General features: G+C 66.2%; 20 protein-coding genes. 8 read left to right on the forward strand and 12 right to left on the reverse strand.

The genetic code is table 11. The features are described 5' to 3' along the window. Positions 1-10: 10 nt before the first annotated feature. From ASE69_RS14200 to gltX, 5 genes are all read right to left on the reverse strand, one after another. Complete coding sequence (locus ASE69_RS14200; protein ID WP_056487850.1) at positions 11-622, reverse strand: riboflavin synthase; 612 nt, start codon at positions 620-622, stop codon at positions 11-13. Then, positions 622-1,605 carry a bifunctional diaminohydroxyphosphoribosylaminopyrimidine deaminase/5-amino-6-(5-phosphoribosylamino)uracil reductase RibD gene (ribD, locus tag ASE69_RS14205; RefSeq protein WP_156362352.1) on the reverse strand — a complete coding sequence of 328 codons (984 nt, stop codon included), beginning with the start codon at positions 1,603-1,605 and terminating at the stop codon, positions 622-624. The genes ASE69_RS14200 and ribD overlap by 1 nt, the downstream gene beginning before the upstream one ends. Beyond that, positions 1,602-1,949, reverse strand: a complete 348-nt coding sequence (locus ASE69_RS14210) for a hypothetical protein (RefSeq protein ID WP_056487857.1) — start codon at positions 1,947-1,949, stop codon at positions 1,602-1,604. The genes ribD and ASE69_RS14210 overlap by 4 nt, the downstream gene beginning before the upstream one ends. A gap of 55 nt (positions 1,950-2,004) precedes the next feature. Beyond that, the gene (locus ASE69_RS14215) at positions 2,005-2,670 is read right to left on the reverse strand and encodes a TonB family protein (RefSeq protein WP_056487860.1); all 666 of its coding nucleotides are present in this window, start codon (positions 2,668-2,670) and stop codon (positions 2,005-2,007) included. A 509-nt stretch (positions 2,671-3,179) separates the two neighbouring features. Then, positions 3,180-4,505: a glutamate--tRNA ligase gene (gene gltX, locus ASE69_RS14220; RefSeq protein WP_056487864.1), complete on the reverse strand. Its 1,326-nt coding sequence runs from the start codon at positions 4,503-4,505 to the stop codon at positions 3,180-3,182. Between the two features lie 97 nt (positions 4,506-4,602). On the opposite strand from gltX, the gene ASE69_RS14225 reads away from it, so the two are divergent. Then, positions 4,603-5,541 carry a ribose-phosphate pyrophosphokinase gene (locus tag ASE69_RS14225; RefSeq protein WP_056064113.1) on the forward strand — a complete coding sequence of 313 codons (939 nt, stop codon included), beginning with the start codon at positions 4,603-4,605 and terminating at the stop codon, positions 5,539-5,541. A 182-nt stretch (positions 5,542-5,723) separates the two neighbouring features. Here the strand turns inward: ASE69_RS14225 and ASE69_RS14230 are convergent, their stop codons facing one another. Further along, on the reverse strand, positions 5,724-6,053 hold the full coding sequence (locus ASE69_RS14230; protein ID WP_056487867.1) for a PilZ domain-containing protein: 330 nt from the start codon (positions 6,051-6,053) through the stop codon (positions 5,724-5,726). Positions 6,054-6,393: 340 nt separating this feature from the next. Between ASE69_RS14230 and sucC the strand changes: the two genes are divergently transcribed. The 4 genes from sucC to ASE69_RS23235 all read left to right on the forward strand — a co-directional run bounded on the left by sucC (position 6,394) and on the right by ASE69_RS23235 (position 10,711). After that, positions 6,394-7,596 (forward strand): ADP-forming succinate--CoA ligase subunit beta, encoded by a 1,203-nt coding sequence (gene sucC, locus ASE69_RS14235; RefSeq protein WP_056053980.1) that lies wholly within the window; start codon positions 6,394-6,396, stop codon positions 7,594-7,596. Positions 7,597-7,844: 248 nt separating this feature from the next. Continuing rightward, complete coding sequence (locus tag ASE69_RS14240; RefSeq protein WP_056487869.1) at positions 7,845-8,591, forward strand: electron transfer flavoprotein subunit beta/FixA family protein; 747 nt, start codon at positions 7,845-7,847, stop codon at positions 8,589-8,591. Then, positions 8,588-9,517, forward strand: a complete 930-nt coding sequence (locus ASE69_RS14245; RefSeq protein ID WP_056487872.1) for an electron transfer flavoprotein subunit alpha/FixB family protein — start codon at positions 8,588-8,590, stop codon at positions 9,515-9,517. Before ASE69_RS14240 ends, ASE69_RS14245 begins: the two co-directional genes overlap by 4 nt. Positions 9,518-9,949: 432 nt before the next feature. Then, entirely contained in the window at positions 9,950-10,711 is a 762-nt protein-coding gene (locus ASE69_RS23235; protein WP_056487875.1) for an energy transducer TonB, read from the forward strand. Here the strand turns inward: ASE69_RS23235 and ASE69_RS14255 are convergent. Beyond that, complete coding sequence (locus tag ASE69_RS14255) at positions 10,650-11,816, reverse strand: acyltransferase family protein (RefSeq protein ID WP_235518792.1); 1,167 nt, start codon at positions 11,814-11,816, stop codon at positions 10,650-10,652. The genes ASE69_RS23235 and ASE69_RS14255 overlap by 62 nt on opposite strands. 95 nt (positions 11,817-11,911) lie before the next feature. Between ASE69_RS14255 and ASE69_RS14260 the strand changes: the two genes are divergently transcribed. Next, the gene (locus ASE69_RS14260; protein WP_056488346.1) at positions 11,912-13,162 is read left to right on the forward strand and encodes a dipeptidase; all 1,251 of its coding nucleotides are present in this window, start codon (positions 11,912-11,914) and stop codon (positions 13,160-13,162) included. A 166-nt stretch (positions 13,163-13,328) separates the two neighbouring features. Here the strand turns inward: ASE69_RS14260 and ASE69_RS14265 are convergent, their stop codons facing one another. From ASE69_RS14265 to ASE69_RS14285, 5 genes are all read right to left on the reverse strand, one after another. Continuing rightward, positions 13,329-14,561, reverse strand: coding sequence for an MFS transporter (locus ASE69_RS14265; protein WP_056487879.1), 1,233 nt, complete (start codon positions 14,559-14,561; stop codon positions 13,329-13,331). Beyond that, entirely contained in the window at positions 14,551-15,555 is a 1,005-nt protein-coding gene (locus ASE69_RS14270) for a histone deacetylase family protein (RefSeq protein ID WP_056487882.1), read from the reverse strand. Before ASE69_RS14270 ends, ASE69_RS14265 begins: the two co-directional genes overlap by 11 nt. Before the next feature lie 90 nt (positions 15,556-15,645). Further along, entirely contained in the window at positions 15,646-16,203 is a 558-nt protein-coding gene (locus tag ASE69_RS14275) for a 2'-5' RNA ligase family protein (protein ID WP_056487885.1), read from the reverse strand. A gap of 216 nt (positions 16,204-16,419) precedes the next feature. Beyond that, on the reverse strand, positions 16,420-17,985 hold the full coding sequence (locus ASE69_RS14280; protein WP_056487887.1) for a lysine--tRNA ligase: 1,566 nt from the start codon (positions 17,983-17,985) through the stop codon (positions 16,420-16,422). 57 nt (positions 17,986-18,042) lie between these two features. Continuing rightward, positions 18,043-18,348 (reverse strand): hypothetical protein, encoded by a 306-nt coding sequence (locus ASE69_RS14285; RefSeq protein ID WP_056053958.1) that lies wholly within the window; start codon positions 18,346-18,348, stop codon positions 18,043-18,045. A 262-nt stretch (positions 18,349-18,610) separates the two neighbouring features. Here ASE69_RS14285 and ASE69_RS14290 point away from each other — a divergent pair, with 262 nt between their 5' ends. Together ASE69_RS14290 and ASE69_RS14295 are read left to right on the forward strand one after the other, a co-directional pair. Continuing rightward, the gene (locus tag ASE69_RS14290; RefSeq protein ID WP_056487890.1) at positions 18,611-21,310 is read left to right on the forward strand and encodes an ATP-dependent DNA helicase; all 2,700 of its coding nucleotides are present in this window, start codon (positions 18,611-18,613) and stop codon (positions 21,308-21,310) included. Between the two features lie 8 nt (positions 21,311-21,318). After that, positions 21,319-21,855, forward strand: a complete 537-nt coding sequence (locus ASE69_RS14295; RefSeq protein ID WP_056487893.1) for a SixA phosphatase family protein — start codon at positions 21,319-21,321, stop codon at positions 21,853-21,855. Positions 21,856-21,949: the final 94 nt, after the last annotated feature.

Below are 21,949 nucleotides of genomic sequence, written 5' to 3' on the forward strand. Positions count from 1 at the left end.
GGAAGAACGTTCAGCTGGCTTTGACACGGTAATGCTCCATGCGTTGGAGATAGCGGGCGAGGACGTCGATCTCGATATTGACCGACTGCCCCATCTGGATCGTCCCGAGCGTGGTGACTGCCCAGGTATGCGGGATGATGTTGAGGCCGAACTCGACCTCGCCGTCGATGTCGCGCACCGTGTTTACGGTCAGCGAGACCCCGTCGATCGTCACCGAACCCTTGGGTGCGATGAACGGCGCGATGTCGGCGCCGGCGCGGATGGTGACGCGGTGCGAGCCGCCTTCCTCCGCCAGCGCGACGACGGTGCCGAGGCCGTCGACGTGGCCCGTGACGATATGGCCGCCGAGCTCGTCGCCGAGCTTCATCGCGCGTTCGAGGTTGAACTTGCGGCCCTCGGTCCACTGGTCCTTGGCGGTGCGGCTGATCGTCTCGCCGGAGACATCGACCGCGAACCAGTTGGGGCCTTTGTCGACCACGGTCAGGCAGACGCCCGAACAGGATATCGACGCGCCGAGATCGACGGTGGCGGTATCATAGGCGGTGCTCACGACTACCCGCGTATCGCCGGGCGATTCCACGGTTGTGACGGTGCCGATGTCGGTGACGATTCCGGTGAACATTATGCCTCGTTTCGTTCGCGCTCGTAGACCTCGAGCCGGTCCATGCCAAGTTGCCGCGCATCGACGATTGCCCATCGACCATGCGCATCGGCCAGGTCGGTGAGGCCGATGTCGCGGAGTGCGGGCTTGCCGCCGCCGATCAGGATCGGTGCGCGGTAGAGAAGAAGCCGGTCGACCAGATCGGCGGCCAGGAACGCCGACGCTACGGCCGCGCCGCCTTCGACGAGAATGTGGTCGACGTTGGGGAGGGTGGCGATGGCGTGCGGAGCGGTGACGACTGTCCAACCGGGCAGGTCTTGGACGGTCGAAGATAAAAGCACGCACATCGGTCCGCGAGCTTCCAGCCCCGGTAGCCGTACGTCAAGTCGCGGTGAATCGGCGTCATACGTGCCGCGACCGACGAGGATCGCTTCATGCCTGCTACGCTCCAGATGCGCGTGGGCGCGGGCCTGCGGGCCGGTAATCCAGCGACTCGACCCGTCCGCCATCGCGATACAGCCGTCGAGCGACGTCGCGAGCTTCAGAGTGACTAGCGGGCGATCAAGTGCTTGCCGAGTGAGAAAGCCAGCCATCGAACGTCTGGCTTCGTTCGCGCGAACACTGCGCGCGACGATAATGCCAGCGACCTCCAGCCGGGTAAAACCCTGGCCTGCCGTTCGTGCGTCGGGGTCTTCGAGGGCGGCAACGACACGCGCAACGCCTGCCTCGATCAGCAGTTCGCTGCACGCGGGCCCACGCGGAGACTGATGCGCGCACGGCTCCAGCGTCACGTAAGCCGTAGCCCCCCGAGCGTTCGTGCCAGCCTCGGTCAACGCCATCGCCTCGGCATGCGGTCGCCCGCCCGCCTGCGTCCAGCCGCGCCCGAAGACGCGGCCGTCGCGCACGATCACGCAGCCGACGTTGGGATTGGGCGCGGTACGCCCTCGGCCGCGCTCGGCGAGTGCCAGCGCGGCGCCCATCCAGCGCGAGTCGGCCTGGGTCAGATCCCCATGGCCTTTAGCTTGTCGTCCAGCCGCTTGAACGACTCGCGCTGCGCGTCCTCTCGGGCCTTTTGTTCCGCGAGCGCCTTGGCCTTGATCGGAGCGTCGATCTTCTGCTGAGCTTCGATCTGCGCATCGGTGCGATCGGCGGGCCATTGCTCGACGTAGATGATCTTCGGGCGGTATTCCTTCTCGACGTACGAATCCTTCATGAACGCGTAGATCAGGAAGCTGGTGACGCCGAGCGCTGCGACGAGAAAGATGAGCTCGTACGGCCGGCGCTGGCTGAGGAAGAGCCGCAGGTCGCGATAGGCGACGATCGGCGTGAAACGACTGAAAAAGCCCATGCGCGCCAAGATAGGGGGGCGGAGCCGGCTAGGCCAGCCCCGCACCCCTCAAGCTTTAGTTCTGGAGCACGAACGTCAGCGCCATCGATCGCCACGCCTCGACCGGAACGCCGTCGCGAGTCGCAGGCTTGAACCGCCATTTCGCCAGCGCGCGGTCGAGCGTCGCGCGGTAGAACGCGTCGGTGGTCGCGCTGACCCGCTCGACCTGCTTCACGCGACCGTCGACACCGACGAGCACGCGCACCACGACCCGGCCCTCGCGTTCGGCGCGGCGTTCTTCGGACGGGTAGCTTGGCTGGAACTCGGCGGCGTATCGTGGGTCAATGCCCGGCTGGACGAATACCGGTGCGGCTTTCGGCGGCTCGACCGCGACGGTGCCTGTTCCAGTGCCTTCGACCCCGATCGGCGGCGTATAGGGGAGCGGATCGGGGGCGACCGTGAAGCCGTCGGTTTGCGGTATCTGCACTACCGTAATCGGCGCGTCGGGACGCGGGGCGGGGCGCGGCTGCTGGCGGACCAGAGGATCGGCGGGCGGCACTGGCTCGGGCGGCGGCGGCGGTGTGTACGGCACATAGGTCACGAGCGGTGGGTCGGGGGTGAAGGGCAGCACGTTAGGCGCCGCGATGAACAAGGCTCCGATCACCGCGCAATTGATCGCCAGCGCGACGCCGAGGCTCCCGGGATTAAATCCGCCCGTCCGGTTCAGTCGATCCGCGTACATTACCGTCTCCTTCGCTTCTCCTTGAGGATGGCGGCGAGATAGGTGCCGCCGGGCTGGGATGGTACATCATTACATTTCGGGGGCAAGGGGTTTGGGGGGTGGGGTGGGCGAGGTGAGCTAACCCCGTTTCGCCGCTCTCGGGCGATGTTTGCCGGTCGGCCCCAATTGGCTCGGCCAACCTACCGTACTGCGCTGGCGGTCACATTCTTCGGCCAAGTGCACCACCCCGGCGAAGGCCGGGGCCCAATTGGAAAGGTTGGAATAATGGAGCGCGGCGCCCGTTCGCGACGTCCCCCAATTGGGCCCCGGCCTTCGCCGGGGTGGTGATTAGGGTGTGGTGCGTTACTTTTTCCGACCGCCGGCCAAGTGACCGCCAGCAAAGTATAGTCTGCAACTATCGGATCGGCCGCAGCCCGCCCTCCTTGTTCTCCCGCGAAGGCGGGAGCCCAGGCTGGACTCCCGCCTTCGCGGGAGAACATGCTTTTTTGGCGACCTTCGGAGAGGCTCGATCAGCGCGCCGCCAACCGCTCCAAAGCCCGCTCCCGCCCGATCAGCGGCAGCAACGCCGCCATATCCGGTCCATGATCGCGGCCTGTCAGCGCGCGCCGCAGCGGCAGGAACAACGCCTTGCCCTTGCGCCCGGTCTCCGCCTTCAACCGAGCGGTCAGCGCGTGCCAGGGATCGCTCGACCAGTCGATCTCCCCAGCCGCCACCAGCGCCTGATCGAGATACGCCGCGTCGATATCACCCTCGACGGCAACCGGCCCCTCGATCACCCCCCACCAATCCGCCGCATCCGCCAGCGTCACGAGGTTTGGCCGCACCGCCTCCCACGCCGCCACGTCCATGCCCCCAGGCAACCGTTCGGCCACCGCATCGAACGGCAGCGCATGCAGAATCCGCGCATTCAACGCCGTCAGTTCCGCCTCGTCGAACCGCGCCGGCGCTCTTCCGAACCGCGCGAAGTCGAACCCGGCGATCAGCGGCGCGGCGTCGGCGATCGGCTCGACCGGGTCGCTCGTCCCGATCCGCGCCAGCAGCGCCCGCACCGCCTGCGGCTCGATCCCGACCTCGCGGAAATGATCGACGCCGAGCGACCCGAGCCGCTTCGATAGCTTGCCCTCCGCTCCCGTCAGCAACGCCTCATGCGCAAACCGTGGCGGCGTCACGCCGAGCGCGGCGAACATCTGCAACTGGAGTGCGGTGTTCGACACATGATCCTCGCCGCGCACGACGTGCGTCACGCCCATCTCGGCATCGTCGATCGCCGACGGCAGCATATACAGCCACGACCCGTCCGCGCGCCGGATGACCGGATCGCTCATCGTCTTCGCCTCGAAGTGCGCGGCGCCGCGGATGAGGTCGTCCCAGGCGATCGGCGCCTCGTGATCGAGCTTGAACCGCCAATGCGGCTTCACGCCGCCCGCTTCCAGCTTAGCCCGCGCATCGTCGTCCAACGCCAGCGCGGCGCGATCGTAGATCGGCGGCAACCCGCGCCCGGCCTGGATCTTGCGCTTCAGGTCGAGCTCCTGCGTCGTCTCGTACGCCGGATACACGTGCCCGCTCGCGACCAGTGCCCCGAACCGCGCCTCGTACAGAGCGAACCGCGCCGACTGCCGCTCTTCCGCATCCGGCGTCATCCCGAGCCAGTCGAGATCGGCGCGGATCGCGTCGACGAAGCGCTCTTCGCTGCGTTCGGGATCGGTATCGTCGATCCGCAGCACGAACTTCCCGCCATTCGCCCGCGCGAACATCCAGTTGTGGAGCGCGGTGCGGATGTTGCCGACATGCAGCCGGCCGGTGGGCGAGGGGGCGAAACGGGTGATTACGGTCATCCTGCCGCTGTACGGAGCGGCGCGGCGGCGGGCAAACCCTTCCACCAAAGGGAAGCTGCGCCTAAGGGGTGCGGAATATCGAGCGGGAAATAGCTTCATGAAACTGATGACCGGCAATTCGAACCTGCCGCTGGCGCAGGAAATCTCCGCCTATCTCGAGATCCCGCTGACCGACGTCAGCGTGCGGCGCTTCGCCGACGAGGAGGTCTTCGTCGAGATCAACGAGAACGTCCGCGGCGAGGACGTGTTCGTGATCCAGTCGACCGGCTATCCCGCCAACGACAATCTCATGGAACTGCTGATCATGATCGACGCGCTGAAGCGTGCGTCGGCGCGGCGTATCACCGCTGTGATCCCGTACATGGGCTACGCGCGGCAGGACCGGAAGCCAGGCCCGCGCACGCCGATCTCGGCCAAGCTGGTCGCGAACCTGATCACCGTCGCGGGCGCCAACCGCGTGCTGTCGGTCGATCTGCATGCCGGGCAGATCCAGGGCTTCTTCGATATCCCGACCGACAATCTCTACGCGGCGCCGGTGATGTCGGCGGACATCCTCGCGCGGTTCAAGGGCAAGAACCTGATGGTCGTGTCGCCGGACGTCGGCGGTGTCGTCCGTGCACGCGTGCTCGCCAAGCGACTCGACAACGCCCCGCTGGCGATCGTCGACAAGCGTCGCGAGCGCGCGGGCGAGTCGGAGGTGATGAACATCATCGGCGAAGTCGAGGGGCGGTTCTGCATCCTGGTCGACGACATCGTCGATTCGGCCGGGACGCTGTGCAACGCGGCGGCGGCATTGAAGGAAGCGGGTGCCGAGGACGTTGTGGCCTATGTTACACACGGGGTGCTGTCGGGTGGTGCGGTAGCGCGAGTCGAAGGCTCGGAACTGCGTGAGCTGGTGATCACCGATTCGATTGGGAACCACGAAGTCATCAAGGACGCGCACGGCAAGATCCGCCATCTCCAGATCGCGCCGCTGCTCGGGGAGGCGATCAAGCGGATTGCGGACGAGACGAGTGTCTCGAGCCTGTTCGACTGAGAGAGATTTGTTTCCTCGCGAAGGCGGGGACCCAGACTGGGCTCCCGCCTTCGCGGGAGAACACATTAAGGCAAGTCACCGTCGGCAAAGCCGCCGTCGGATGGGTTCGCTTGGGCAACCCACCGGCCAAGCCTGCGATTGCGCATCGCTACGCTCGCGCATCGGCGCGGACGTAGCCGCGCCTATCGCTGGCTTAATGCTACAATATGCTCGAACACCGCCGGATGCAGCGGTTTCGCGAACGCGCAGCCGTATTTGAACTTGTCGCGCCAGGCGACCACCGCCTCGAGCGCAGCGAGACCCGGCAACGTCAGCCACACCACAGTTCCCGGCCACAACGTAAAGCTCGTCTCCGCACGAAATCCCGAGAGCGACAAATCCGTCACCTCGATCTCGAATCGCGTCTGGCCCCGATCGCGCAAATGCGCGCGCATCTTGACGGCCTTGCGTAGCGCCTGACGGAGCTCCTCGCCTTTCGGTTCGGCGGGGGGGATGGGGACGGGCTGTGTCATGTCCGGAACACTGCTCCCCAAGTGGTTACTAATCTCCAAACGCCTTACGATTCGGCCGCTTGAGGTTTGGCCGCGCGCGGCTGGACTAATGTACCATTGGCACCGTCGAAGTAGGTTCGGAACGCAATGATGCGGAGTCGGATCGCCATGGTCCTGCTGTAGAGGCGGCGGAGCGCGACGCCAAAGGAATTGCTTTAGATCAGGCCATTCGCAGTCGATAAATCCATCTATTGATAACGACACGCAACTGCAAATGCCTTAAGGGTGGATTTGCTGGCCGCCCTGTGCTTTACGCCCAACCAATTCCCGAGTTTCCTAAAAATTGCGTGGAGCCTTCCCGATGAACATCCATGAATACCAGGCCAAGGAACTGCTGGCCAAGTTCGGCGTCCCCGTGCCTGCCGGTTTCGCGGCACTGACCGTCGAGGAGGCCGTTGAGGCCTCGAAGAAGCTTCCCGGACCGCTCTATGTCGTCAAGGCGCAGATCCACGCCGGCGGCCGCGGCAAGGGCAAGTTCGTCGAGCTCGGCCCCGATGCCAAGGGCGGTGTCCGCCTCGCCAAGACCGAGGATGAGGTTCGCGCGGCCGCGACCGACATGCTCGGCAACACGCTCGTCACGATCCAGACGGGTGACGCGGGCAAGCAGGTCAACCGCCTGTACGTCACCGACGGCGTCGACATCGACAAGGAATTCTACCTCGCGCTGACGCTCAACCGCACCACCGGCCGGGTGATGATGGTCGTCTCGACCGAAGGCGGCATGGACATCGAGGCCGTCGCGCACGACACGCCCGAGAAGATCCAGTCGATCGACATCGACCAGGCGACCGGCTTCATGCCGCATCACGGCCGTGCCGTCGCTGCCGCACTGAAGCTGACCGGCGATCTCGCCAAGCAGGCCGCGAACACCGCGTCGAAGCTGTATGACGCGTTCATGGGCACCGATGCCGAGCAGATCGAAATCAACCCGCTCGCGGTCACCAACGACGGCAAGCTGATGGTGCTCGACGCGAAGGTCGCATTCGACGGCAACGCGCTGTTCCGCCACAAGGACCTGCTCGAACTGCGCGACGAGACCGAGGAAGATCCTGCCGAGCTCGAAGCGTCGAAGTACGACCTAGCCTACATCAAGCTCGACGGCGACATCGGCTGCATGGTCAACGGCGCCGGTCTCGCGATGGCGACGATGGACATCATCAAGCTCAACGGCATGTTCCCGGCCAACTTCCTCGACGTCGGCGGCGGCGCCAACAAGGAGAAGGTGACGGCGGCGTTCAAGATCATCCTCGCGGATCCGAACGTGAAGGGCATCCTCGTCAACATCTTCGGCGGCATCATGAAGTGCGACATCATCGCCGACGGCATCGTCGCCGCGGCGAAGGAAGTGAACCTCTCGGTGCCGCTCGTCGTCCGCCTCGAGGGCACGAATGTCGAGAAGGGCAAGGAGATACTCGCGAACTCCGGTCTCGCGATCGTTCCGGCGAACGACCTTGGCGATGCGGCCAAGAAGATCGTCGCAGAGGTGCAGAAGGTCGCAGCGTAATCGCGACTGACCCACGCATACTGATTCTGCGAAAAACAGGGCTCGGGCGGAAACGTCCGGGCCCTTTTTCGTTGATGTCGTACACTATCCGGCAGGTGGTCCGATCGGCATCTCGCCGTGACGCTACGGCATAGCGATGTTTCCATACCGGACTTGCGAAAACGGCTCGAAACGGCCATCTGTCGCGCCAACGCCGCCATACTGTGACGGTGATCGAAACGAATGATTTCACCTTGGAAGGAACCCCGATGAAGGTGCTGGTGCCGGTCAAGCGCGTGCTTGACTACAACGTGAAGCCTAGAGTGAAGGCGGACGGAACGGGCGTCGATCTGGCGAACGTCAAGATGAGCATGAACCCGTTCGACGAGATCGCGGTCGAGGAAGCGATCCGTCTCAAGGACAAGGGCGTCACCGAGATCGTCGTCGTCTCGATCGGCGAGCAGAAATCGCAGGAAACGCTCCGCACCGCGCTCGCGATGGGGGCCGACCGCGCGATCCTCGTCGTCAGCGAGACCAAGGTCGAGCCGCTTGGTGTCGCCAAGATCCTCGCCAAGATCGTCGAGGAGGAAAAGCCTGACCTCGTCATCCTCGGCAAGCAGGCGATCGACGACGACAACAACCAGACCGGGCAGATGCTCGCTGGCCTCCTGAACTGGGGGCAGGGCACGTTCGCGTCGAAGGTCGAGATCGCCGACGGCTCGGTCAACGTGACGCGCGAAGTCGATGGCGGCGCGGAGACCGACACGCTGAAGCTGCCCGCAATCATCACCACCGATCTTCGTCTCAACGAGCCGCGCTATGCCTCGCTGCCGAACATCATGAAGGCGAAGTCGAAGCCGATGGCGCAGAAGACGCCCGCCGATTTCGGCGTCGACGTGACGCCGCGCCTGACCACGTTGAAGGTAATCGAGCCCGCTAAGCGTTCGGCCGGGATCAAGGTCGCCGACGTCGACGCGCTGGTCGGCAAGCTCAAGGAAATGGGAGTCGCCAAGTGAAGACGCTCGTCTGGGTCGAACATGACGGTCAGGCCGTCAAGGATGCCACGCTGTCGGCGGTCACGGCCGCCTCGCAGCTCGGCGAAGTCCATCTGCTGGTCGTCGGCCAAGGCGTCGACGGCGTCGCTGCCGAAGCGGCGAAGATCGCTGGCGTCGGCAAGGTGCATGTCGCGGACGACGCTGCGTTCGCGCATGCGCTCGCCGAGAACGTCGCGCCGCTGATCGTCGAGCTAATGGGGCATCACGATGCGTTTGTCGCGCCGTCGACCACGCACGGCAAGAACATCGCGCCGCGTGTCGCTGCGTTGCTCGACGTCATGCAGATCAGCGACATCCTGTCGGTCGAGAGCGAAGACACGTTCACGCGCCCGATCTACGCCGGCAACGCCATTGCAACCGTGCAGTCGACCGACGCGAAGAAGGTCATCACGGTGCGCGGCACGGCGTTCGCCAAGGCTGCGACCGAGGGTGGCTCGGGCGAGATCGAGGCAGTCGCATCGACCGGCGACAAGGGTCTCTCGACCTTCGCCGGCTCGGAGATCGCCAAGAACGAGCGTCCCGAGCTGACCAGCGCGAAGATCATCGTCTCGGGCGGCCGCGCGCTCGCCTCGAGCGACCAGTTCCATGCGATGATCGATCCGCTTGCGGACAAGCTCGGCGCCGGCGTCGGTGCCTCGCGCGCGGCGGTCGACGCGGGCTATGCGCCGAACGATTATCAGGTCGGCCAGACCGGCAAGATCGTCGCCCCGGAAGTGTATGTCGCGGTCGGCATCTCGGGCGCGATCCAGCATCTCGCGGGGATGAAGGACTCGAAGGTCATCATCGCGATCAACAAGGACGAGGACGCACCGATCTTCCAGGTGGCGGACATCGGCCTGGTCGGCGATCTGTTCAAGATCGTGCCGGAATTGACGGCGAAGCTGTAGGCGAATGCCGCTGCGCACGGCGAAGCCAAGCGCAACAGCAAGCCTGGCCGGCGGCGCTCCAGCGCCGACCGACGACGCGGGATTTACTCCCGCGTCGCGTGCCACGAACGGGCGGTGTGACTTTGGTCACGCCGCCCGCTATTGTGTCTACCGAACATGCAGGTCTGCCGGCGTCGAACCGATACGCTTACAAACCGCGGTCTATCTGACAAAGGAACCACCTCCCCGGCGAAGGCCGGGGCCCAATTGGGAAACGGCGGTAACGACCAACGGTCCTTCGCTACATCGACCTTTCCAATTGGACCCCGGCCTGCGCCGGGGAGGTGCATCTATCGAAGCGGGATACGTACCGAATACGTCTGGAGTACCGAGATCCTCCTCGTGCCCTCACGCACAGTTGCCGCACAATACCCGCCTCCCCAATTACCCTGCATGTACGGCGTCCACCCGAACCCGCGCGACCGCCTGATATCCGCGGCCAGCGCGGCGATACTCTGCGCCGTCATCGGCTACGCGCTGATCCTCGAGCTTGGCGTCAGCATTCCCACCGCTATCCCCGATGCGCTGAAGACCTTTTCGGTTGGCCCGAATCCCCCTCCACCGCCACCGCTTGAAAAGATCGTTCCCCGCCCCGCGAAAAGCCACCGCCCCGAAGGCGCGGCTTCCCCCGCCAACCTGCGCTCGAAGGCGACCGAACTCGTCGTTCCCAAGCCGATCATCCCTCCGATCGTTCCACCGCCCCCGGTTATCGCTGCTCTCAAACCGGGCCCCGGCAGCGACGCCACCACGGGCGCTGCCCCCGTTCCCGGACCAGGGACCGGCGCAGGTGGCGAAGGGAACGGGACCGGTAGCGGGCGCTCCGGAAATGGCGACGGCGATGGTGGCGACGAGACTCCGCCCCGCCTTCTCAAAGGCCGTTTCAAGAACAAGGATTTCCCCAACGCCGAGGCGGTGATCGGCGCAGGCGGGGTCGTCGGCGTACGCTACACCGTCGAGACGGACGGCGGCGTAACGCACTGCATGGTCACGCGCTCGAGCGGCAATGCGGTGCTCGACGCGACCACCTGCCGCCTGATCGAACTGCGCTTCCGCTACCGCCCCTGGCTCGACGCCACCGGTCGGCCGGTTCGCTCTACCGTCGTCCATAACCAGGAATGGGTGAACCAACTCGATCCGCCGTCACGCGGTAATTGAAGCCGATCGCCCCAGCCGCCCGCCACTGAGCACCCGCGCGACGGTCGGCGAGAGCGCCATCAGCACTCGCCCCAGCACGACCGTGACGCCGAGCACCAGCAGCGGCTGGACCAGCAGATATGCGGGATAGAATCCCGCCCCCAGCGCGCCAGTCGCCAATCCGATCACCGGCCCGAACAGCCACAGCAGCACCAGATGATCGCAGAATGCGAGAAACCCGTAGCGCTCGATCCCGCGCAATCGGTCCGCAACATTGCTCCCAGCCAAGCCGCCAGAACAGCACCGCGGAGGCCAATCGAAACACGATATCGAATGCCGCCATCAGATGCGGATATGCGTCGAAGAACGCGTTCCCCAGCAGCGCGGTCCACAGCCGTGGCGCAATCAGGACGACGAATGGCAGCCCGCATAGGGCGATGGGCCAACCCGCCGCCCGCTCCGCCAGGCCAAACCGTCGCACGGCGACTCCCGCGGTAAAGAACAACAGGATCTGCGGTCGCAGCAATGGCGGAACGTGTACTCCGGACACGCTCCACACGACCACTATCGATGCGACCAGCGCCAGCCAGGCATTCGACGCGCGTACCAGACCGGGCGCGATGACCATGCAGACGAACAGGTCGCGCAGGAATGGCATCTGCACGTTGACGTCGTTTGCCTGCACGAGCGGCACCGGTTCGTTGAGTGTCCAGCCGATGCTGGTCGGCGTCGGCGCTTTCAGGTCGCCGAACGTCGCCGCCGCCCCCACCAGCACAATCGCGATCGCGTTCCACAGAACCATCGGCAGCAGGATCGTCCGCGCCTTGCCGAGCACGAACGCCGCGTAGCCCTGGCGCGTTGCGGTCGAGACGACCAGCCAGCCGGAGATCATCCCTAACAGCGGCACAGCGCTACGTCCGAACACTTCGCCGAGCACCGTTCGCAGCACCGCCTGCCAACTGAACGCCTCCGCCGCCAGTTCCTCGGCAGTGCGTCCGGTCCAGGCGTGGACGTAGACGATCCCCATGATCCCGATCAGCCGCGCGATCGCGATCGCAGTGGACAAGCGCGTGTCGCTGGTCCGGGCACTGCTTCCGACGGGTAATTCGGTCGATCTGGTCTTCAAGTCCGCCACTTCGCTCTGGTTCGGCGCGGCGTACCCGGCTTGTCGCGCGCGAACACCTCCTTCAGGATGAAATGGACGTTACGGGGGACCAAGAGATGATCGCCGCCTTCCTGCTCATCGCCGCGCAGTCGAGCCCCGCCGCGGTGCCGGACCCGAAGATCGCGCAGCGCGTCGCGCGCGTGCTGGAGCGTAGCCCGGTGATCGACGGGCATAACGATCTCGCCTGGGAAATCCGCGACCTGCACGACGCGAAGGTCGAGGCGGTCAATCTCTCCGTCGACACCGCGCGACTGCCGAACCCGTTGCAGACCGACATTCCCCGCCTGCGCAAAGGTCATGTCGGCGGCCAGTTCTGGTCGGTCTACATCCCCGCCGACGCGCCGCGCGCGGTGGAAATGACGCTGGAGGAGATCGACATCGTCCGCCGTTTCGTCGCGGCGAACCCGGCGACATTCGAACTGGCCACCAATGCCGCGGACATCCGTCGGATCGAGAAAGCGGGGCGGATCGCGTCGCTGATCGGCGTCGAGGGCGGACACCAGATCGACGGGCGGCTGTCGGTGTTGCGCCAATATCGCGCGCTCGGTGTGGCGTACATGACCCTGACGCACGGCAAGAGCCTGAACTGGGCGGACAGCTCGACCGACACTCCGCGCGCCAACGGGCTGAGCGACTTTGGGCGGCAGGTGGTCGCGGAGATGAACCGGATCGGGATGATCGTCGACGTGTCGCACGTGTCCGACGCGACGATGGCGGCGGCGCTGGCGGCGGCCAAGGCGCCGGTGATCGCCTCGCACTCCAGCGCGCGAGCGATCGCCGATGCGCCGCGGAATATCCCCGACGACCTGCTCCGCGTGATCGGCGCAAACGGCGGCGTGGTGATGGTGAACTTCTATCCGTCGTTCCTGTCGGGCGAGTGGCGGGCCTGGGATGTGGCACGCTCGGCCTATGCGAAGTCGGTCGGCGTTCCGGCGAGCGTCTATGGCGCCAAATCACCTGCGCCGTTGGTAGCGTGGGATGCCGCGCATCCGGAGCCGCGGGTCACCGCTGCAACGGTGGCAGATCATGTCGAGCATATCGCGAAGGTCGCGGGCCATGATCATGTCGGGATCGGCGGTGATTTCGACGGCATCCAGGGGACCGGGCCGATCGGTCTAAAGGGCGTCGACGGCTATCCGCTGCTGTTCGCCGAACTGGCGCGGCGGGGGTGGAGCGATGGGGATCTGGCGAAGCTGTCGGGCGGCAACGTTCTGCGTGTCATCGAAGCGGTCGAAGCGGTCGAAGCGGTCGCCAAGGGGATGACGGGTGTGCCGCCGGTCGACGCTACCGATTTGGCGTCTCGGTAGGGCAGGTTCCCGACACATACCCGATCGTCATCCCCGCGCAGGCGGGGATCCATATCCTCAGCGCTTTGCGATTCCTTCGTGAAGCCAGCCAATATGGGTTCCCGCCTCCGCGGGAATGACGGTTATCTGCCTGCTGCGAGAGAATACGAGGACCGTTTATCGCGCTTTAAGGATCCGGCATCCGCTGCGGCACCGGCGGCTCCACCACCAGCGGCGGCACCGTGCGCAGAACCAGCCCGATCACCAATGCCGCCACGCCGAGCAACAGGCAGAACGCCGTCACCCCGGGCCAGCCTGCATGCGTCCACGCGAACCCGCCGGCCGATCCCAGCACGCTCGATCCCATGTAATAGAAGAACAGGTAGAACGCCGCCGCCTGTCCCCGCGAACCCTGCGCCCGCCGGCCGACCCAGGCGCTCGCAATCGAATGCGCGCCGAAGAAGCCGATCGTCACCACCGCGATCCCCGCGATCACCAGCATCAGCGGTGTCATCGCGGTCAGCGCGACCCCGTCGATCAGCAGCACGACAGGTATCCAGAACACCTTCCGCCGCCCGAGCCGCCCCGCTAGCGTCCCGAACTTAGCCGAACTCACCGATCCTAGCACGTATAGCAGGAATACCCCGCCGACCGCCGCTTGGCTGAGGTTGTAAGGCGGGCTCATCAACCGGAAGCCAGCGTAATTATAGATCGTGACGAACACGCCCATTAGCAGGAACGCCTCGAGGTACAGCAACGGCATCGCGCGATCGGTGAACAGCGACCCGGCACTACGCAGCAGCGCGCCTGGCCGTCCCACGCTCGGCGTGAAATTGCGCGAGAGCGGCGCAAGCCGGCGGAATGCCTCCGCCATTGCGAGCCCTGCGACGCCGACCGCGGCGAGCGCCCAGCGCCAGCCTTCCAGATCGGCGACGATGCTGACGACAAGTCGCCCAGCCATGCCGCCGAGCGCGCTGCCCGCGATATACAGCCCCATCGCTGCGCCGACCGAGCTGGCGTCGACCTCCTCCGCGACATAGGCCATCGCGACCGCCGGCACGCCCGCAAGCGCTACGCCGGTCAGGAAGCGGAGCACGAGCAACCCGCTCCACCCCGGTACGACCGCCACCGCCAAGGTCAGCGCGCCAGCCGCGAACATCGCCGCGATCATCAGCGGACGCCGGCCGACTCGGTCCGAGACGAACCCTGCGAACAGGATGCCGATCGCCAGTGGCCCCGTTGCCAGCGACACCGCCAGCGACGCTTCTTCCGCCGTCAGCCCGAACTGCGCGGCGAACAGCGGCAGCAACGGCTGTACCGAATACAACAGCGAGAAGGTCGAGAAGCCGGCGAACAGCATTGCCAGCGTCAGCCGGCGGTACGCGGGCGTGCCTAGAGTGATAGGTGCTTCAGAAGCCACTCAGGAAACTCGCGACGTTGTGGCCAAGCGCGTCCACTGCATACCCGCCCTCCATGACGATGACAGTCGGCCAACCGCGCGCGGCGATGTCGTGCGCGAGCACCGCGTAATCGGGCGTGGTCAGCTTGAAGTGGGATATCGGGTCGCCCTCCCACGTATCCGCGCCGAAGCTGACGACCAGCAGGCCGGGGTCGAACGTGGCGATCGCGTCGAGTGCGGTCGTCTGCGCGGTGCGGAAGGCATCGATCCGTGTGCCATGGGGGAGGGGAATGTTCAGTGTCGTGCCGAGCCCTTCGCCTTCGCCCGTCTCGTCGGCATGCCCCCAGTAGAACGGGTAGTCGGTCTTCGGATCCGCGTGGACCGACGCGTAGAACACCTCGCCTCTTGCGTAGAAGATGTCCTGCGTGCCGTTGCCGTGGTGATAGTCGATGTCGAGCATCGCGACGCGGGCGACACCGGCGTCGTGCGCGGCCTGCGCGGCGATCGCGGCGGTGTTGAGGTGGCAGTATCCGCCGCAATAGTCTGCGCCGGCATGGTGGCCGGGCGGGCGACACAGCGCGAACGCCGCGCGGTCGCCGTCCAGTACGGCGTGCGTCGCGGCGAGCGCGGACTGCGCGCTGCCATAGGAGGCGGCCCAGGCCTCGGGCGTGATCGGCGTGGTCGCGTCGAAGCTGTGTGCGCCGATCAGTGCGTCGATCCGGGTGAGATCGAGCGGACGGCGGCCGCGGATCGGGAAGGTGTAGGGGATTGCGTCGCCGTCTCGCCCCGCCTCGCGCCACAGCCGCGCAGCGTTCTTGAGGAACGCGGCATAGGCGGGTGAGTGCACCGCGAGGATCGGTCCTTCACCACGATCCTCCGGCGGCTCGACCGGACCGATTGCACGCAGGATCGCGTCGACGCGCGCGGGCGTCTCGGCATAGGCGGTGAACGCGCCGTTATGGAGTTCGCGCGCAGGGGCGTGGGTTCGCTGGGCGTCGTCGAAGAACAGCCGCATTGTTGCTCCTTGGTGCGCGGTCACGAGGGAAGAACCAACCGAACGCGTCCGGGGTCCTACGGGATCGCGCGGGTACGGCAATCCGAAGGCTCAGAACAGCGCCAGTTGCCGATCGTCGTCGCCGCTCAGCAGCCAGCGCCCGAGTACATCGTGCCGAGTCCGGCCGACATGGCTGTGGACCAGTACGAACGCATCCACGTCCCAGCCGATCGGCGCAATGGGTTGCGTGAACGACACGCCGTCGCGGTAGCCGAGCGTCATGTGCGGACTGAACCGATAGCCTTCGCGGGCGCGTAGCCCTGCCGCCTCGCGTGCCACCGCAATCCGCTGATGCAGTGCCGCGAGCGAGGCGTTCTTGTGGCGCGGACGCAGGGCGATGGAGCGATCGCTGCCGACCGCGGTATCGAACTGGAGTGCGAATGGCGCCCCTTCGACCGCATCGCCGATCGCTTTCAGGTCGCGTTCCAGCGTGGTCGAGACGCGATCATGGTCGTCGAGGATATCGATCGTCACGTGCAGATGCTCGGGGCGCAGCTTGTCCCGGTCGGTTTCGAACCACGACGCTGCAGCGGTGATCTGGCGCGCTAGCGGGAGTGGCGGGCGGAGCGCGAAGAACAGGCGATGACGCGCGAGTGGTCGATGAAACATGCCGGTTTCCGAATCGGGGGAGGCGGACTTGTTGCTAATATGTTCTCGTTAAGCTGTCGAGGCGATACGGCCGCTCGGCCAACCTGAAACCACACCCCGGCGAAGGCCGGGGCCCAGTTGGAAGGGTCGTGGTAACGGCGCTCTGCGCCCGGTTATGAATCTTCCCCGACTGGGCCCCGGCCTCCGCCGGGGTGGTACTTCTTCGAACGCGTCGTCTTACCGGGCGAGCGCTTCCGCGATCAGTTTCCGCGAGTTCGCGACGCCGTACAACGCGATGAAGCTGCCCATTCGCGGACCTTGCTCCGAGCCCAGCAACGTCTCGTACAACGCCTTGAACCAGTCGCGCAGGGTCTCGAACCCGCCGGTCTTGCCGATTTCGTAGACGATGTTCTGGATATCCTCCGCGCTCGCCTCCGCCGGCAACGCGGCGAGCTCCGCATCCAGCCGCTCCAGCGCTGCGACCTCGACACCCTCGGGCGAGCGCCGCTTCAACGTCGGCGCGACGAAATCGCGACTATAGGCCAGCGCATAGCCGATCAGCCGGTCGAGCTCGGGATACTTCTCCGCCGACGCATCGGGCACGTAGTTCGCCAGATAGCCCCAGACCTGCTCCTTGCTCGCATCGCCCATCACGCCGACGAGGTTGAGGAGCAGCCCGAACGTCACCGGCAATTCGCCGGTCGGCAGTTTGCCATCGTGGATGTGATGGACCGGATTACCAAGCTTCTGCTTCAGGTCCTGTCCCGCATAATTGCCGCGGAACTGCCAATACTCGTCCACCGCGCGCGGGATCACGCCCATGTGCAGCGACTTGGCCTTCTTCGGCTCGCGGTACGCGTAGAACGCCAGCGATTCCTCGGGGCCATAAGTCAGCCACTGCTCGAGGCTCAGCCCGTTGCCCTTCGACTTCGAGATCTTCTCGCCATTCTCGTCGAGGAACATCTCGTAGTTGAAGCCCTCGGGCGGGCGTCCGCCGAGCACGCGTGCGATCTTTGACGACTGCGTCACCGAATCGATCAGGTCCTTGCCCGCCATCTCGTAATCGACGCCGAGCGCGACCCAGCGCATCGCCCAGTCGACCTTCCACTGGAGCTTGGCCTTGCCGCCGAGCACGGACTGCTCGATCCGCTGGCCTTCGTCCTCGAACGCGATCAGCCCGGCTTCGGCATCGATCACCTCGATCGGCACCTGCAGCACGATCCCGCTGGTCGGCGAGATCGGCAGCACCGGCGAATAGGTCGCGCGACGCTCAGCCCGCAGGGTCGGCAGCATCACGTCCTGGATACCCTGGAAGTGACGGAGCACGCTCTTTAGCGCCTTATCGAACCGCCCTCCGGTGTAATATTCGGTCGACGACGCGAACTCGTAGTCGAAGCCGTAGCGGTCGAGGAACTCGCGCAGGATCGCGTTGTTATGTGCGGCGAAACTCGAATGCGTGCCGAACGGATCGGGGATCTGCGTAAGTGGCTTGCCGAGATGCTCGCGCAGCATGTCGCCGTTGGGGACGTTGTCCGGAACTTTCCGCAAGCCGTCCATGTCGTCCGAAAACGCGATAAGCCGTGTCGGCGTATCGCTCAGCGCGTGGAAGGCGTTGCGCACCATCGTCGTGCGCAACACCTCGTTGAACGTGCCGATATGCGGCAGGCCCGACGGTCCATAGCCCGTCTCGAACAGCACCGGATCACCCGACTTGCCGCTCGGATACCGCTTGAGGAGTTTACGCGCCTCCTCGTACGGCCAGGCTTTGGTCTCGAGGGCGGCGGTGCGGAGTTCGTCGGTCATAATACAGCGCGACTAGCGCGTGCATTCGTGTCCGTCACCCCCACCGCCGCTCGCGACTCAGCGGCAACGATCCTTCGCGGTGATCGTCCGGTCGACCGCACGGCCACCGAGCGCACCCGCCGCACCGCCTGCCAGCGTGCCGAGCAGCCCGCCGCCGACCGCATTGCCGAGCACCGCGCCGCCGACGCCGCCTGCGACGAGGCCGGTCGTGCCGCTCGAATGGCGGCAACGCTTGGCGCGGTAACGACGGTCATGACCGCGATATTCTCGCTTCGAGCGGGCTTCGGCCTTGCCCGTGGGGATTACGGCGGCGGCCGGGATTGCGAGCGAGAGCGCGCTCAGCGCCATGAGAAACTTCCGCATAATAATCGTCCCTGTTGATCTAGATAAAGCTCGGTGTCGATGAGTGCGCAACGCACGTGAACCGTGCCGGTTGCGTAACGGCCGATATGGGTGAGTTTGTTAGTGAAGGTTTGCACAACCGCGAGGGGTGCAGCACTTCACGCTGAAACCGACGACAGCGTGTTTCCCCGCGAAGGCGGGGATCCAGACTGGGCTCCCGCCTTCGCGGGAGAACAAGCAGTGAGAGGTTGCCCTTTCGTTCTCATTGCAGCAAGGTCGCGGAGTGCTTCGCTATCCTGCCCTCCACGCCAGCCACGCCGGCATCTGGATCGCGAATGCGGACGGTGCGCGTCCGATCGGGCGGGGCGAGGCGATCCGGATCGCCGCCGATACGCCGGTCATCATGCTCAACGCGCCGCTGGTCGGGCAGCGACTTGGGTATCCCGATCTGTCGGGGCTCGACCTGCTCGAACTCTACGCGTTCCTCCGCCCCGCGCAGTTCGCGGTGCCGACGCCGAAGGGGATTGCACGGGTTACCGGGCTCGACGTGCCGACCGAGGACGCGGAGGTTGCGCCGTTCCTGCTGCGTGCGGCCGAAGCGATGCTGGCGCTCACCGATGGCGACTGGCCCGAGCGCGAGGGCGCGTGGACCGCGGCGCAATCGCTGTTTCGGCTGCGTTGGCCTTGGGCGCTGGTCGTTGCCGAGCGGCTGAAGAAGCCGGCGGTCAACGAACGCTGGCTGTTCTCGTCGCTTCCCGAATGGGAGGAGCACGCGCCGCGACCTGCGCCGCGCACCGTGACGATCGAACCTGGTGACGCCGAAGCGCGGCTGGTCGACCTCACCGGCCATGGCGCGGAGGAACGCCCCGGGCAGCGCGCCTATGCCGGCGCCGCCACCGCCGCCTTCGCACCACGGGCAATGCGCGATACGCCGAACCTCGTCCTCGCCGAGGCGGGGACCGGGATCGGCAAGACGCTCGGCTACCTCGCCCCGGCCTCTCTCTGGGCTGAGAAGGCCGGTGGCGCGGTATGGATCTCGACCTACACCAAGACGCTGCAACGCCAGCTCGGCCAGGAAACCGCGCGCCTGTATCCCGACGCCGCGATCCGGAAAGCCAAGGTCGTCACGCGCAAAGGCCGCGAGAATTACCTCTGCCTGCTCAACCTCGAGGATGCGCTGCAAGGCGGGTTCGCCGGCCGCGCGGCGATCCTCGCACACCTCGTCGCGCGCTGGGCGGCGTATAGCGCGGACGGCGACATGGTCGGTGGCGACCTGCCCGGCTGGTTGCCGACGCTGTTCCGGCGCAACGGCTCAACCGCCCTGACCGACCGGCGCGGCGAGTGCGTTTATGCCGGCTGCCCGCACTACCGGAAATGCTTCATCGAGCGCGCCGCCCGCGCCTCGTCCGACGCCGACATCGTCATCGCCAACCACGCGCTGGTGATGGTCAACGCCGCTAGAGGGCGCGAACTGGCAACACGGCCGACGCGCTACGTGTTCGACGAGGGCCATCACATCTTCGATGCCGCCGATTCGATGTTCGCGACCGCGCTGACCGGCGCCGAGACGATCGAACTTCGCCGCTGGATCCTCGGTCCCGAATCGAGCGGTCGCGGTCGCCGGCGAGGGCTCGCCGCGCGCCTGTCCGATCTCGCCAGTTATGACGAACAGGGCGCGCGGGCGATCAGCGATGCGGTCACAGCAGCGGGAGCGTTGGCGTCCGATGGCTGGCTGCAACGCCTCGGCGAGGGGGCGCCGTTCGGGCCGATCGAGACGCTGCTCGCTGCCGTCCGTGGGCTCACCTACGCGCGGGCCGAACAGCCGGGCGACGCGGGGTACGGTCTGGAGACCGAACTGGCCGAACCCGACGCGACGCTGATCGAGGCAGCCGCACCTGCCGCTGCGGCACTCGACGCCCTCGTTCGTCCGCTCGTGACGCTCGGTCGCCGGCTTGAAGCCGTGCTCGCCGAAGCCCCCGACTGGATGGACGCGCCCGCCCGCGCGCGAGTCGAGGGCGCGATCGCCTCGATCGGCTGGCGCGCGGAGACAGTGGCGTCGTGGTTGTCGCTGCTCGCGCGGGTAGGCGGACCGGTCGACGGCGATTTCGTCGACTGGCTCGCGGTCGACCGGATCGAAGGGCGCGAGTTCGACATCGGCCTCCACCGCCACTGGCTCGACCCGACGCGCCCCTTCGCCGAGATCGTCCTGAAGCCCGCGCACGGTGCGCTCGTCACCTCGGCGACGCTGACCGGCGGCGGTGATTGGGAGGTGGCCGAAGCCCGCACCGGCGCGCCGCATCTCCTCCGCCCCGCCGCACGGTTCGAGGCGAAGAGCCCGTTCGACTATACGCGCCAAGCCGAAGTGTTGATCGTCACCGACGTGAAGCGCGGCGATATCGGCGCGCTCGCCAATGCCTATGCGCAGTTGATCGTCGCCAGCCGCGGCGGCACGCTCGGGCTGTTCACCGCGATCCGACGGTTGCGCGGTGTCCACGGCCGCATCGCCGACCGACTCGCCCGCGAAGGCCTGCCGCTCCACGCGCAGCACGTCGATCCGATCGACACCGGCACGCTGGTCGACATTTTCCGCGATGATCCGGGGGCGTCGCTGCTCGGCACCGATGCTCTGCGCGACGGTGTCGACGTCCCCGGCGAATCGTTGCGGCTGGTGGTGATGGAGGGCGTGCCCTGGGCGAAACCCTCCGTTCTTCACGCCGCGCGCAGGTTGGCCGGCGGTGGTTCGGCATATGACGACCGGCTCGTCCGCGCGCGGCTTGCGCAGGCGTTCGGTCGGCTTATCCGGCGCGCCGACGACTCCGGCGTGTTCGTGATGCTGTCCGCCGCGATGCCGTCACGCCTGCTCAGCGCGTTCCCGCCGGGGGTGCCGATCGCCCGCGTCACGCTCGAAGAAGCGGTGGCCCGAGTCGCAAGCCGGCTTTCCTCCGGCCCGTGCGTAGGGCATGAAAGCCGCGAACCGGCTTGAGGATTGCCATGAAGACGTTGACGCTGTTGCGCCACGCCAAGTCCGGCTGGGACGATCCGGTCGCGCGCGATTTCGACCGCCCGCTCAACGCCAAGGGCAAGCGCGCCGCGGCGATGGTCGGTCGGCACATGCGGTCACTGGGTCTCGCGTTCGATCATGCGATCGCGTCGCCCGCGGTACGCGTGTCGGAGACCTTGGAGCAGATCGAATCGGGCTATGGCCGGACGATTGCGCCGACGCTGGACCGGCGGGTGTATCTCGCGTCCGCGGCGACGTTGCTGGATGTGGTGCACGGGTTTCCGGCCGAGGTCGAGAGCGCGTTGCTGGTCGGGCACAATCCTGGGTTGGAGGATCTCGTGCTGATGCTGGTCGCGGATGGGGCCGATCCGCTGCGCGACGCGGTCGAGGACAAGTATCCGACGGCGAGCATTGCGGAGCTTCAGTTCGACGGGGAATGGGCGAGCATCGCAACCGGCACCGCCCGCCTGACCCGCTTCATCCGCCCGCGCGATCTCGACCCTACTTTAGGCCCCGACGCCGACTAAACCATGTTTCCCCGCGAAGGCGGGGACCCAGACTGGGCTCCCGCCTTCGCGGGAGAACAAGTGGACGGCATGCGCCGTCAGACACGCACCACTC

Source organism: Sphingomonas sp. Leaf208 (genome assembly GCF_001421415.1).
Taxonomy (GTDB): Bacteria; Pseudomonadota; Alphaproteobacteria; order Sphingomonadales; family Sphingomonadaceae; genus Sphingomonas.

What these genes read in the sequence shown, in the direction of transcription:
- ASE69_RS14200 (WP_056487850.1), bottom strand. Translation starts at nt 622, where the DNA reads ATGTTCACCGGAATCGTCACCGACATCGGCACCGTCACAACCGTGGAA.
- ASE69_RS14210 (WP_056487857.1), bottom strand. Translation starts at nt 1,949, where the DNA reads ATGGGCTTTTTCAGTCGTTTCACGCCGATCGTCGCCTATCGCGACCTG.
- ASE69_RS14215 (WP_056487860.1), bottom strand. Translation starts at nt 2,670, where the DNA reads ATGTACGCGGATCGACTGAACCGGACGGGCGGATTTAATCCCGGGAGC.
- gltX (WP_056487864.1), bottom strand. Translation starts at nt 4,505, where the DNA reads ATGACCGTAATCACCCGTTTCGCCCCCTCGCCCACCGGCCGGCTGCAT.
- ASE69_RS14225 (WP_056064113.1), top strand. Translation starts at nt 4,603, where the DNA reads ATGAAACTGATGACCGGCAATTCGAACCTGCCGCTGGCGCAGGAAATC.
- ASE69_RS14230 (WP_056487867.1), bottom strand. Translation starts at nt 6,053, where the DNA reads ATGACACAGCCCGTCCCCATCCCCCCCGCCGAACCGAAAGGCGAGGAG.
- sucC (WP_056053980.1), top strand. Translation starts at nt 6,394, where the DNA reads ATGAACATCCATGAATACCAGGCCAAGGAACTGCTGGCCAAGTTCGGC.
- ASE69_RS14240 (WP_056487869.1), top strand. Translation starts at nt 7,845, where the DNA reads ATGAAGGTGCTGGTGCCGGTCAAGCGCGTGCTTGACTACAACGTGAAG.
- ASE69_RS23235 (WP_056487875.1), top strand. Translation starts at nt 9,950, where the DNA reads ATGTACGGCGTCCACCCGAACCCGCGCGACCGCCTGATATCCGCGGCC.
- ASE69_RS14260 (WP_056488346.1), top strand. Translation starts at nt 11,912, where the DNA reads ATGATCGCCGCCTTCCTGCTCATCGCCGCGCAGTCGAGCCCCGCCGCG.
- ASE69_RS14270 (WP_056487882.1), bottom strand. Translation starts at nt 15,555, where the DNA reads ATGCGGCTGTTCTTCGACGACGCCCAGCGAACCCACGCCCCTGCGCGC.
- ASE69_RS14275 (WP_056487885.1), bottom strand. Translation starts at nt 16,203, where the DNA reads ATGTTTCATCGACCACTCGCGCGTCATCGCCTGTTCTTCGCGCTCCGC.
- ASE69_RS14280 (WP_056487887.1), bottom strand. Translation starts at nt 17,985, where the DNA reads ATGACCGACGAACTCCGCACCGCCGCCCTCGAGACCAAAGCCTGGCCG.
- ASE69_RS14285 (WP_056053958.1), bottom strand. Translation starts at nt 18,348, where the DNA reads ATGCGGAAGTTTCTCATGGCGCTGAGCGCGCTCTCGCTCGCAATCCCG.
- ASE69_RS14295 (WP_056487893.1), top strand. Translation starts at nt 21,319, where the DNA reads ATGAAGACGTTGACGCTGTTGCGCCACGCCAAGTCCGGCTGGGACGAT.